Here is a 13,406-nt window from a genome sequence, read left to right on the forward strand (position 1 = left end):
GTGACTTTTTCTCTTACAAGCATTATTTCAGCGCTTAACGCAAAAGTTTCAGGCAGTTTTGAAGATTTCAAACCTGAAAATATCTCTATAGACAGTCGTTCATTGCAAAATGGAAATGGCACTTTATTTTTTGCTTTAACAGGTTCGCACCATGACGGTCACCAATACATTCAACAATTAATCAATAAAGGAGTTCGCAATTTTGTTGTGCAGTATATTCCTGACGGATTAGAAAACAAAGCTAACTTTTTAGTGGTTGAAAACACACTATTTGCCCTACAACAAATGGCAGGTTACTATCGCAGTCTGTTTTCTTTTCCGATAATAGGGATTACCGGAAGTAACGGAAAAACCATCGTAAAAGAATGGCTCAACTTTTTGCTGAGTCCGGATTACAGTGTCGTACGAAGTCCTAAAAGTTACAATTCGCAGGTAGGGGTTCCATTGTCGGTCTTTGGTATTAATGAACAACACGATTTAGGTATTTTTGAAGCCGGGATTTCGCAAAAAGGCGAAATGGAAAAACTAGAAAACATCATACAACCAAATATCGGAGTTTTTACCTCTATCGGTTCGGCGCATGATGAAGGTTTCCTCTCACAAGAAGAAAAAATAGCCGAAAAAACAAAACTTTTCAATCATTGTTCTCTAGTTGTTCTGGAGAAAAACCCATTGATCGAACACTATATCTCACAACCTAAACTCACTTGGAGTTTTACCGATAAAAACGCTACGCTTTTTGTATCCCAAAAATGGGCTGAAAATACAGCAACTCGTTTAACTTTGGTTTACCAAGATCAAACTTTTGAAGTTACGCTTCCTTTTACAGACGAGTTCTCAATTCAAAATGCCATGAATTGCATCGGTGTTTTATTGTATTTGAACACTTCGATTTCTGTAATCACAGAACGTATTCAGAATTTATATCCGATCGAAATCCGGCTACAGGCAAAAAAAGGAATTAATAACTGTATCATTATTGATGATTCTTATTCCTCAGATTACCAATCGCTAAAGATAGCACTGGATTTCTTAGAACAACAAAAATTACATCAAAAGAAAACGATCATTGTATCGGATATTTTTCAAAGTGGTTTACCCACTGAAGTTTTATACCAAAAGGTTTTTTCTACTTTACAAAACAACCATATTGACCGCATCATTACCATTGGCGAAACTATTTCTAATTATTTAAGTAAATTGCCTCATGTAATCTCTTTTTCTTCCACTGCTGATTTTTTAAAACAATTCAACACTCAATCATTCCAAAACGAAACGGTTTTAGTCAAAGGTGCCAGAAGTTTTAATTTTGATGAGATCGTTGTACTACTGGAAGAGAAAAAACATGAAACGGTTATGGAAATCAATTTAGATGCTATAACTTACAATCTAAACTTTTACAGATCAAAATTAAAACCGGAGACCAAAGTAATGGTCATGCTCAAAGCTTTTGGCTATGGCAATGGAGGTTTTGAAATCGCTAAGCTATTGGAACATCTGAAAGTTGATTATCTAGGGGTCGCCTTTGCCGATGAAGGTGTAGAATTAAGAAAAGCCGGAATTAGCACCCCCATAATTGTGTTAAACCCTGAAAATTATAGTTTTAACACCATGATCGCTTACGATCTGGAACCGGAAATTTATTCTATAAACGGCTTACACAGTTTTTTAAAAATTGCTCAGGAGAAAAATATTTCGCAATATCCCATCCATATCAAACTGGATACCGGAATGCACCGCTTAGGTTTCGAAGCGGCTCAGTTAGACGAACTGATCGCTGTTTTAAAAAACAATAATTTTGTAGCCGTTAAAAGTATTTTCTCGCACTTAGCCGCCAGTGATGACAAGCAATTTGACGCGTTTACTTATAAACAGTTTGAATGCTATCAGGAAAATTCAAAAAAGCTAACAGAGACACTTCATATCAAACCGATTCGGCACATACTGAACACTTCGGGGATCTTTAATTATCCCGAAATGCAAATGGAAATGGTTCGTTTAGGCATCGGCCTATACGGCATAGGCAATTCTGACTACGAGAATCAGCAATTGCAGAATGTAAGTACTTTAAAAAGTATCATTTCACAAATACGGATTGTTGAGAAAGGAGAATCTGTAGGATACAGCCGAAAATTTATAGCTAACAAGCCAACTACTGTAGCCTCTATCCCCATCGGCTATGCTGATGGTATCCGAAGATCTTTAGGTAACCAAAAAAGTTACGTAACTATTAACGGACAAAGAGCAGATATAATCGGAAATATTTGTATGGATACACTTATGGTTGATGTTACCCGGGTAAATTGCAAAGAGGGAGACGAAGTTATCATTTTCGGTGAAAGACCAAAAGTCACAGAACTAGCGGAATTTCTCAACACCATCCCTTATGAAATCCTTACGGGTATTTCACAAAGAGTAAAACGCGTTTTTTATAAAAATTAAAAGATTTTCGCTATATTCGTTCTTATAAAAACCAATTAAAACAACTAAAAAATAATTTTATGCTTAAAGAATTCAAGGAATTTGCAATGAAAGGAAACCTAGTCGACATCGGGGTAGGTTTTGTAATGGGGGCTGCTTTTAACAAAGTCGTTTCTTCTTTTACCGGAGGAATAGTTTCGCCTTTAGTCGGTTTAATTTTTAAATCAAATTTCAAAGATCTAAAGTGGACTATTATAGAAGGAGTTGTAAATGCTGAAGGAGTTGTTGAAGGCGAAGTTTCTGTTCTATGGGGTGAATTCCTGACCAACCTTATAGATTTCATCATCGTTGCTTTTGTAATGTTTATGATCGTTAAAGGTGTAAACGCTATGAAGAAAAAAGAAGCACCGGCACCTGCAGCGCCGAAAGGACCAAGCCAGGAAGAATTGTTAGCTGAAATAAGAGATTTATTAAAAAAACAGTAAACTAACGCTACATTACATATACTATTAATCCACACTTGTCGAGTGTGGATTTTTTATATTATTTGTTATAAATATAAAATTTTGTGATATTATTATAAAATAATTTTTTTAGATTCAAATATCTATACCTTTGCAAAAAATAAAAAAACAATAATGAAAGTAGCAGTTGTTGGCGCTACCGGAATGGTAGGCGAGGTTATGCTTCAGGTCTTAAAAGAAAGAAATTTTCCGGTTACGGAACTTATCCCTGTGGCTTCTGAAAAATCGGTGGGTAAAGAAATTGAGTGGAATGGCAAATCATACAAAGTTGTAGGCATGCAAACCGCTATAGACATGAAGCCGGAAATTGCTTTATTTTCAGCAGGCGGACAAACTTCATTAGATTGGGCTCCAAAATTTGCTGCTGTCGGAACTACCGTTATCGACAATTCATCTGCTTGGCGTATGGATACTACTAAAAAACTGGTTGTTCCTGAAATCAACGCGAATGAGTTAACTAAAGAAGATAAAATCATAGCCAATCCTAACTGTTCAACTATTCAAATGGTCATGGCACTGGCTCCGCTACATAATAAATACAAGATTAAAAGAATTGTTGTTTCTACTTACCAATCCATCACCGGAACCGGTGTTAAAGCTGTTCAACAGTTAGAAAACGAATACAATGGCGTTCAGGGTGATATGGCATACAATTACCCTATTCACAGAAATGCCATTCCGCAATGTGATGTTTTTGAAGATAACGGCTACACTAAGGAAGAAATGAAACTGGTTCGTGAAACTCAAAAAATATTAAATGATAAAACAATCGCTGTAACAGCAACTGCTATCCGAATTCCTGTAGTAGGCGGACACAGTGAAGCTGTTAACATTGAATTTGAGAATGATTTTGATGTAAATGAAATCAGAGAAATTCTTGATAGCACTCCAGGAATAAAGGTTCAGGATAATTTAAAGACTTTTAGCTATCCGATGCCAATTTATGCTCAAGGTAAAAACGAAGTATTTGTAGGTCGTATCAGAAGAGACGAAAGCCAACCCAATACTGTTAACATGTGGATTGTTGCTGATAATCTAAGAAAAGGGGCTGCGACCAATACAATTCAGATTGGAGAATATTTAATTGCAAACGGTTTAGTTTAATTCTTTATCTTTGCAATTGTGAAGAAAAAGCTAGCTATACTTAATATGATTTTGATGCTTTCGGTTCTATTTGCCGTAAGCTATCAATCTTTGCATGCTTTTTCACATCATGATGAAGTGGTTTCCCATTGTTCTGAACACAGTGATTCCACTCACACAAAATTTAAAAAAGTAATTTCAGAGAAAGAAAACTGTCCGGTTTGTGATTTTAAATTCACCAGTTTTCTTTCTCCTGAAATTTTCACATATACTGTTTTTTCAACTTTTAAAATAAGCCCTTATTCTTTCAGCATTAAGGAAGCTACGAGTTTCTTTTGCGGAAGTTTATTTACGCATAGGGGACCTCCTGTTTCTTTTGTTTAAAATTAAAACTGCCGGTATCTTTTATTAGCAGTCATTACCTGTCTGTCTTGTCAGATAGACAGCTATTTATCTTATCCTTTTTAAACAAAAAAACATGAAACATTTATATATGCTTGCCTTACTAATGGTGAGTACTTGGACATTTTCCCAACAAAAAATATCCGGAAAGATCACTAATGAAGCAGGAATGCCTCTACAATTTGTAACACTTCACTTAATAGAGAATAACGGTTACACGGAAACAGATGAAAACGGAAATTATCAATTAGAATCAGTTCCACAAGGGAATATTACCATTGTTGTTTACTTATTCGGTTATGAACAGCAAACCCTCAAAATAAACTCACTTGACGTTCAGGAATACGATCTTACGCTAAAAGAAAAAGAACAACATTTAGACGAAGTAATTGTCTCTACTGCTTTTAATAAGATCCAATCACAAAATGTGATGAAAGTATCACACGAAAGTATGGAGGAGATCAAAAAGAGCGGAGCTATTTCGTTAATGGATGGTGTAACTAATATCCCGGGAGTAAGCCAAATCTCTACAGGAACATCTATAGGTAAACCGGTAATCAGAGGTTTAAGCTCAAACAGGGTTTTAACCTATGCACAAGGAGTACGTTTAGAAAACCAGCAATTCGGCGAAGAACACGGTTTAGGACTAAGCGCCTCAGGTATTGAAAGTGTCGAAGTCATCAAAGGCCCGGCATCATTATTATATGGTTCAGATGCCATAGGAGGTGTCTTATATTTTAACCCTGAAAAATATGCCCGAACAATACTACCAGAGGGAATGTATTCCAACAATTCGCTTCCAACACACAAGGAACTAATACTTCATTCGGTATCAAATCATCACCTAATAACTGGAAATTTTTGTTACGCGCCAATTACAATTCGCAAGCAGATTACAAAATTTCTTCGGGTGACAGAATTACAAATACACGTTCTATTGAAAAGGATTTAAAATATGGAATTGGTTATGCGAATTCCCGTTTCTCAACTGATATTCGCTACAATTATAACCAATTAAATTTGGGTTTACCCGAAGAGGGCATTGAAAACACAGGATTTCGCAATCCCCTATATCCGAAACAGGATATCGACAATCACATTTTGAGTTTGAACCAAAAAGTATATTTCAAAAATTCAAAATTAGAGGCCGATCTAGGTTACACATTCAACAACAGGAAAGAATTAGAAGACGTTGATGTCATTGCCTTGCACATGAAATTAAAAACAGGCAATTACAATATCAAATATTATCTACCTAAATGGAAAAATCTGGAAACAATTGTAGGCGTTCAAGGAATGCACCAAACCAATAGCAATTTTGGGGAAGAAATGTTAATCCCGGATGCTACCGTTGACGACTTTGGTACTTTTATTACATCAAACTACGAATGGAACACTAATGTTTTACAAGCCGGAATTCGTTTTGACAATAGAAATGTAATCACTTCCGAACACGGGACTATAGGTGAAGAAGGCTATTTTGGAGCCATCGATAAAAAATTCAACAGCTTTAATTTTGCATTGGGCTATAAAACCAATCTTACTGACAAAATCATCAGCCGCATTAATTTAGCTTCCGGTTTCAGGGCACCGAATTTATCGGAATTGACATCAAACGGTGTACATGAAGGAAGTAATCGTTATGAAATTGGTAATCAAAACTTAAAAAACGAGCAAAATTTTCAAGCCGACCTGAACCTTGAGTACAAAAGTGAACACTTTGAATATTTCATCAACGGATTCTATAATCACATTAACAACTATATCTTTATTTCACCGACCGGAAATATGTTAGATGCTAATTACGTATACGAATACCTGCAAAATAATGCAACATTATATGGTGGTGAAACCGGGATTCACCTTCACCCGCACCCTATTGACTGGTTGCATTTCACCAGTAGTTATGAGATGGTCATCGGAAAACAAAAAGGAGGTGAATATTTACCTTTAATTCCTGCTAATCAATGGAAAAACACATTACGAGGAGAATTTGAATTGGGGAAATGGTTCCAAAAAGCTTTTGCCAACCTTCAGGTAAATTATACTTTTGATCAAAATAATATCAGCTCATTCGAAACCAAAACTAATGATTATACTTTAGTCAATTTAGGCTTAGGGGGAACTGTTAAACTACAAAAAATGAAATTTGATCTTTCATTGAATGCTAAAAACCTATTAGATAAAACTTATGTTGCGCATCTCTCTCGTTTAAAAAGTGATGGTATCCCAAACATGGGAAGAAACATTGTTTTAGGGATCAATTTTAATTTTTAGCTAACTGCAAATCTGTGAAGAAAAGGCTTGCCATACTAAATTTTATTCTGATGCTTTCGGTGATTTTCGCTGTTAGCTATCAGTCACTGCATGCCTTTTCGCATCACCATTCAGAGATTTCAGATTGCTGCCTGAACAACAAAGAGCAAAAGAAAAGTTTTAAACAAACTATTTCCGAAAAAGAAGATTGTATTATTTGTGACTTTAAATTCGCCAGCTTCCTTTCTCCGGAAATTTTTACATATACATTTTTTTCTCCTTTTAAAATAAGTCCTTATTCTTTTAGCATTAAGGAAGCGACCTGCTTCTTTTGCGGAAGTTTATTTGCTCATAGAGGGCCTCCTCTTCCTGTTCATTTCAATTAATTTAAAAACCTCATCAGATTTTTATTTGGTGAAGGAACCTATTTTATAACTATGAACAGAACAAAATGCGATATTTTTATCTTCATTTATTACTGCTGTTTTCCAGCTATTCTGCTATTTCACAATATACAATAAGCGGAAAAATTTCAGACGAAAACAACAATCCTTTAGCAGAATGCCATGTACATATTCAAAATAAAAACGCGATTAGCCACCAAGATGGTAAGTTTTCTGTTTTTGGCATACCAAAAGGAAAAAACAGACTGTTAATTTCCTATATCGGTTATGAAACCATTGATACTACTGTAGTTGTTACTCAAAATTTGGTTTTAGATTTTAAGATGAAAACCTCTGTTTCATTCATCAATGAGGTTGTTGTTAAAAGTGACGGATTAGAACAAAAGATCAAGAAAGAATCAGCACAACACGTTGAAATCATAAATCAGGGTTTCATTGAAAAGAATATCAATGGAAGTTTAATGCAATCCCTTGAAAAAATTGGCGGAATCAACACCATTTCCATTGGTTCCGGACAATCAAAACCAATTATAAGAGGACTTGGATTCAACCGTGTCGTGGTAACTGAAAACGGTGTTAAGCATGAAGGGCAACAATGGGGTTCCGATCACGGATTAGAAATCGATCAGTACGCTGTAGATCAGGTTCAAATCATAAAAGGTCCGGCCTCGTTACAATACGGTTCAGATGCGATCGGAGGCATTATAGTCATTGAGAAAAATAAAATCCCGAAAAAAAACACCTTTGGAGGCTCATTGACATTAACAGGCAAAACAAATAATGAACTTTTCGGTTCTTCGCTCAATGTTTTCAAAAGAAAGGAAAGTCTTTTTTTTGATACCCGAATCACCTATAATGACTATGCCGATTATAAAGTTCCGACAGATCACATCTCTATTTACTCATACAGAGCGCCTTTGTACAAAAACAGACTGCGTAATACCGCCGGAAATGAACTTAACCTTCATTTCTCAACCGGAATTTTAAAGGACAAATTTAGTTCTGTTTTTTACATTAGTAACTTAAAGACTAAAACAGGTCTTTTTGCCAATGCTCATGGTTTAGAACCTAGAAATGTGGACACCGAACTTCATGATGCTTCTGACAGAGATATCCAAAATCCGTCGCAAAACATCAACCATTTCAAAGTAATTAACCGTACTAAATTGAATGGTAACACTTTCAAACTAGAATTTGATCTAGGTTTTCAGAATAATTTCAGAGAAGAATACAGCGACTACATCAGCCATGGTTATATGCCTTCAAACTATCCTGAAACATTAGCCATAAAAGAAACTTTGGAGAGAGGTTTCAATAAGAATGTTTACTCATTTAACGGAAAAATCAGCTTCACAATTAACAAACATGCTATTTCTTCCGGAATAAATACCGAACATCAAAACAATTCTATTGGCGGTTGGGGATTTATTATTCCGGCTTATACACAAACGAATGCCGGTCTTTTTATGTATGATAAATTTAAAATAACTAAAAAAACAATACTACATACCGGAATTCGCTACGATTACGGAACCATAAAAACTAAAAGTTACTACGACTGGTTTACAACTCCTGTTAATGGAAATAACGAATATTTACAACGTGCCAATACTGTTAAAAAGAATTTTGGAAACATCAGTTGGTCTTTTGGCATCAATTACAATTCAGACTATCTATTAATGAGAGCTAACATTGGTAAAAGTTTCCGTATACCCATAGCAAAAGAACTAGCGTCAAACGGTGTAAATTACCATCAATTCAGCTATGAGTTGGGCAATCCTGATCTGTCTCCCGAGGAATCTTATCAGTTGGATTTAGGCGCAACCTGGCAAAAAAATAAAATTTATGTTGATATTAATCCTTTCCTAAACTACTTTTCTAATTATATATATCTGAACCCGACACCTGAATATGATTATGCGTATGGCGCCGGAAATCAAATTTATGAATATACGGAAAGTAGGGTTTTACGTTACGGAGGTGAACTGAAAATAGATTATAACTTTAACGATAATTATACCGCAGGAATTGTTGGTGAATACGTATATTCCGAACAGCTTTCAGGAGTCAAAAAAGGATACACCTTGCCTTTCTCTCCTCCACCATCAGTACTGCTTCATTTTACTTACTCTAAAGATTTTGGACAAAATATACAAAACACTTTTGCTTCTGTTGATCTCAAATATGTTACTGAACAAAACAATATTGTGCCACCGGAAAACAAAACTCCTGATTATCACGTAATCAATCTAGGGTTAGGTAGCGATATTGTTTGGGGCACTCAGAAAGTAAACATTCGTTTTCAAATCCAGAATGTATTCAATAAAAAATATTTTAACCACACCAGTTTTTACCGCCTGATCGGAGTACCCGAACCCGGAAGGAACTTTGTCTTATTCGTTAAAATACCTTTTTAGCCCAACATGCGAAATAAACAAAATAGAAATATAATCTCTCGGATCAGCATTTTAATTCTGACTTTCATATTCATTGGCTCTCTGCTATTTGAACCGATCCATTATTTTCTTATTTCACATGAAAGCAAAACGATCACTACACCTAAGTCACAATCTACTGTCACTAAAACTTCTTACGATTGCCCTATATGTAAGTTTCACTTTTGTTCTTTTATCAACGGGACTCCTTTGTTCAAAGAAATATTAGTCATCATTCTAAATTACAAGATAAAATTTCCATTTAAAAACCATTTAATTCCCATCTCTTTAACATATAAAAAAGGTAGAGCTCCTCCCTTTTTAATGCTCAAAAAAACAGACAAATTAGAATTAAAATACTTTTAAAAATTAAAAAACATGAAAAAACATATCACAAAATTTGCCCTTTTTATAACCCTAATCTCATTTTCATTTTTAGCTTCTTGTAGTAATGATGATGATCCCAATTCAACCGACAACACTATTGCTGTTGAGTTTACCGAGATAGGTTTAGAGAACAGCGGACATGCAACAGCTGGAGATGACCTACATATTGAAGCAACTATTGTAGCTCCTGCTAAAATAGCCTTAGTAACCGTTGAAATACACAGCGAAACAGACAGCTCAATCGAAGAAATTTCAGAAACATTCACAGATTATTCAGGAATGATCAATGCTGAATTTCACAAACACATTGAAATTCCTGCCAGTCAACCCGCCGGAGATTATCATTTACATTTTACAGTAATTGACGAACAAGGAAATACTAAAACGGTAGAGGCGGAAGTAGAAATCTTAGCCAATACTGACAACCTGTTCCAAATTACAATTGACGAATTAGGCAACGGAACTGTTGGAAATTCTTCTGTAAGCGCAGGTAATGACCTTCATGTAGAAGGAACAATAGTTTCAACCAATCCTATTGCTACAATTGAAATAGAAATACATAATGAGGAGGACAACTCTGTCCCGGGAATTGAAGAAACCTATACAAATTATGCCGGACAAACTAACGCTAATTTCCACGAGCATATAAGTATCCCGTCTGGCCAACCAACAGGGGAATATCATTTTCACTTTACAGTTACCGATAATTTAGGAAATACTTCAACCGTTGAATATACTTTAACCATAGAATAATCATACTAATAAAATACTACTTCCTGTTAACAGGAAGTAGTATTTATAATTAAAAAACAGAGACCATGAAAAAACTATTTTTTTTCACACTAATAATCAGCTTAACAATACAAAGTTGTAGTAATGATGACAGCAGTGAAAAAGACACTACAAAACCAGAAATCAATTTAACTATTGCCGATGCTTTTCCGACAAGCTGTTCCTCTATTTCAAAAGGGAGTACTATTCCTTTCAAAGCACTTTTCACAGACAATCAGGAATTAGGAGCCTACAGTATCAACATTCATAACAATTTTGATCACCACAGTCACGACACCGAAGTTGATGCTTGTAATTTGGATGCCATAAAAGATGCTGTAAACCCATGGATCCTTACATTAACATATTCAATTCCTGAAAACACTAAAGAATTCATCAGTGAACAACAGATACTGGTTCCTACAGACATTGATACAGGAGATTACCACTTTATGATTCAACTTACTGACGCTGAAGGTTGGGCAACTATGAAAGGAATCAATATTAAAATTACAGAATAGCACTACCAACAAAAGCTGTCTTTAAAAGCAGCTTTTGTTTATTTAACATTTCTTCACAATTCAAATGATTATTTTTGTTATCATTACCAATTAAAAGATGAAAAAAACAATAATTTTAACCACTATTGTTTGTTCCTTAACTATGAATGCACAAACAAAAATTTCGTACCCTAAAACAAAAAAAGTAAAGCATAGCGATATTTACTTCAATACTAAAATAGAAGACCCTTACCATTGGTTAGAAGACGACAGAAGTTCGGAGACCGAAGCTTGGGTTAAAGAAGAAAACAAAGTGACTTTTGGTTATTTGAATCAGATTCCGTTTCGTAAAGCACTAAAAAACCGGATGGAGCAACTGTGGAACTACGAAAAAATTTCAGCTCCGTTTAAACGTGGAAAGCACACATATTATTACAAAAATAACGGACTACAAAATCAATCGGTTTTATACCGGAAAGGAGAGGACGGAAATGAGGAGATTTTTCTGGATCCAAACACCTTTTCAGAAGACGGTACAACTTCCCTCAGCAGCTTAAGTTTTACAAAAGACGGAAGTTTAGTAGCGTATTCCATTTCAGAAGGAGGAAGTGACTGGCGTAAAGTTATAGTTTTAAAAACAGACACCAAAGAAGTTATCGGAGACACTATTATCGACGTAAAGTTCGGAGGGATTTCTTGGTACAGAAATGAAGGTTTCTATTATTCCAGTTATGACAAACCGGATGGCAGTGAACTTTCTGCTAAAACAGATCAGCATAAATTATATTTCCATCAATTAGATCATTCTCAGGAAGAAGATAAAGTTATCTTCGGACTCAATGAAAAACGCCGATATGTTGACGGCTATGTAACCGAAGACGGAAACTATCTTGTTATTTCAGCAGCCAATGCAACTAACGGAAACGAATTGTACATAAAAGACTTGGCAAACAACGGTCCAATCGTAAATATAGTTGGCGACTTTAACAGTAACAATTATGTTTTAGATAATAAAGGAACTCAATTCTACATCGTAACGGATTTCAAGGCGCCAAACAAAAGAATTGTAACCCTTGATCTCGCACAACCACAACAAGAAAACTGGAAAGATTTTATTCCGGAAACCGAAAATGTACTTTCTCCTACTAAAGGAGGCGGTTATTTTTTTGCAGAATATATGAAAGACGCCGTGTCTCATGTCAATCAATACGATTATGAAGGCAATCTGATCCGTGTCGTTAAATTACCGGGACTAGGTTCAATCGGAGGTTTTAGCGGAAAAAAGGAAGAAATCATCTTATACTACTCTTTTACCAATTATATCACTCCGGGAACCATTTATGCCTATGATCCTGCAACCGGAATCTCCGAAATATACGAAAAACCAAAAGTTGATTTCAAATCAGAAGAATATGAATCTAAGCAAGTTTTTTATACTTCAAAAGATGGTACCAGAGTGCCAATGATCATAACGTATAAAAAAGGACTCAAATTAAATGGCAAAAACCCGACAATTTTATACGGTTACGGTGGATTCAACATTAGTTTAACCCCAGCTTCAGTATTGCTAATGCTGTCTGGATGGAAAACGGAGGAATTTATGCGGTAGCGAATTTACGGGGCGGTGGTGAATACGGAACCAAATGGCACAATGCCGGAACACAAATGCAAAAACAGAACGTTTTTGATGATTTTATAGGAGCAGCGGAATACCTGATTCATGAAAAGTATACTTCATCTGATTTTTTAGCTATAAAAGGAGGGTCAAACGGAGGTCTACTTGTAGGAGCTACCATGACCCAACGTCCTGACCTGATGAAAGTAGCACTACCACAAGTCGGAGTTTTAGATATGTTGCGCTATCATACTTTTACAGCAGGAGCAGGTTGGGCTTATGACTACGGAACTTCAGAACAAAGCGAAAAGATGTTTCATTACTTAAAAGCCTATTCTCCCGTACACAACGTTAAAAAAGGAGTTCAATATCCGGCAACTTTAATCACTACAGGAGATCACGATGATCGTGTAGTGCCGGCTCACAGCTTTAAATTTGCCGCTATATTACAAGAAAAACAAAACGGGTCGAATCCGGTTTTAATACGAATAGATGTTAACGCAGGTCACGGTGCGGGTAAATCAACAGAAGCTATCATCAACGAACAGGTGGATATGCAAGCTTTTACTTTATACAATATGGGAATTAAAACCTTAAAATAATAGATC

9 protein-coding genes and 2 pseudogenes are annotated in these 13,406 nt (G+C 35.5%); all 11 read left to right on the forward strand.

Annotated features, from left to right (window positions below; genetic code table 11):
• The 11 genes and pseudogenes from DI487_RS05815 (at nt 1) to DI487_RS05860 (ending at nt 13,400) form a co-directional block, all read left to right on the forward strand.
• Nucleotides 1–2,442 (forward strand): bifunctional UDP-N-acetylmuramoyl-tripeptide:D-alanyl-D-alanine ligase/alanine racemase, encoded by a 2,442-nt coding sequence (locus tag DI487_RS05815; protein WP_109568793.1) that lies wholly within the window; start codon nt 1–3, stop codon nt 2,440–2,442.
• 59 nt (nt 2,443–2,501) lie between these two features.
• Nucleotides 2,502–2,906: a large conductance mechanosensitive channel protein MscL gene (gene mscL / locus DI487_RS05820; RefSeq protein ID WP_109568794.1), complete on the forward strand. Its 405-nt coding sequence runs from the start codon at nt 2,502–2,504 to the stop codon at nt 2,904–2,906.
• A 153-nt stretch (nt 2,907–3,059) separates the two neighbouring features.
• Nucleotides 3,060–4,049 carry an aspartate-semialdehyde dehydrogenase gene (locus DI487_RS05825; protein WP_109568795.1) on the forward strand — a complete coding sequence of 330 codons (990 nt, stop codon included), beginning with the start codon at nt 3,060–3,062 and terminating at the stop codon, nt 4,047–4,049.
• Nucleotides 4,050–4,067: 18 nt separating this feature from the next.
• Nucleotides 4,068–4,412, forward strand: a complete 345-nt coding sequence (locus DI487_RS05830; RefSeq protein ID WP_146193376.1) for a hypothetical protein — start codon at nt 4,068–4,070, stop codon at nt 4,410–4,412.
• Between the two features lie 187 nt (nt 4,413–4,599).
• A pseudogene (locus tag DI487_RS16550) lies at nt 4,600–5,100 on the forward strand (carboxypeptidase-like regulatory domain-containing protein); the annotation flags it as partial.
• Between the two features lie 161 nt (nt 5,101–5,261).
• Nucleotides 5,262–6,707, forward strand: coding sequence for a TonB-dependent receptor plug domain-containing protein (locus DI487_RS05835; RefSeq protein WP_317046286.1), 1,446 nt, complete (start codon nt 5,262–5,264; stop codon nt 6,705–6,707).
• A gap of 14 nt (nt 6,708–6,721) precedes the next feature.
• On the forward strand, nt 6,722–7,072 hold the full coding sequence (locus DI487_RS05840; RefSeq protein ID WP_218925785.1) for a hypothetical protein: 351 nt from the start codon (nt 6,722–6,724) through the stop codon (nt 7,070–7,072).
• 65 nt (nt 7,073–7,137) lie between these two features.
• On the forward strand, nt 7,138–9,507 hold the full coding sequence (locus DI487_RS05845; RefSeq protein WP_109568798.1) for a TonB-dependent receptor: 2,370 nt from the start codon (nt 7,138–7,140) through the stop codon (nt 9,505–9,507).
• A 396-nt stretch (nt 9,508–9,903) separates the two neighbouring features.
• Complete coding sequence (locus DI487_RS05850; RefSeq protein WP_109568799.1) at nt 9,904–10,665, forward strand: DUF4625 domain-containing protein; 762 nt, start codon at nt 9,904–9,906, stop codon at nt 10,663–10,665.
• Between the two features lie 65 nt (nt 10,666–10,730).
• A complete protein-coding gene (locus DI487_RS05855; RefSeq protein WP_109568800.1) occupies nt 10,731–11,204 on the forward strand; it encodes a DUF4625 domain-containing protein in 474 nt (157 codons plus the stop codon).
• 97 nt (nt 11,205–11,301) lie between these two features.
• Nucleotides 11,302–13,400 (forward strand): annotated as a pseudogene (locus DI487_RS05860) (prolyl oligopeptidase family serine peptidase).
• The last annotated feature ends 6 nt before the right edge of the window (nt 13,401–13,406 follow it).

Origin of the sequence: Flavobacterium sediminis, assembly GCF_003148385.1 — a bacterium.
GTDB lineage: Bacteria > Bacteroidota > Bacteroidia > Flavobacteriales > Flavobacteriaceae > Flavobacterium > Flavobacterium sediminis.

Excerpts from the sequence above, each read along its gene's own strand:
- mscL (WP_109568794.1), top strand. The coding sequence starts at position 2,502 with ATGCTTAAAGAATTCAAGGAATTTGCAATGAAAGGAAACCTAGTCGAC.
- DI487_RS05825 (WP_109568795.1), top strand. The coding sequence starts at position 3,060 with ATGAAAGTAGCAGTTGTTGGCGCTACCGGAATGGTAGGCGAGGTTATG.
- DI487_RS05845 (WP_109568798.1), top strand. The coding sequence starts at position 7,138 with ATGCGATATTTTTATCTTCATTTATTACTGCTGTTTTCCAGCTATTCT.
- DI487_RS05850 (WP_109568799.1), top strand. The coding sequence starts at position 9,904 with ATGAAAAAACATATCACAAAATTTGCCCTTTTTATAACCCTAATCTCA.
- DI487_RS05855 (WP_109568800.1), top strand. The coding sequence starts at position 10,731 with ATGAAAAAACTATTTTTTTTCACACTAATAATCAGCTTAACAATACAA.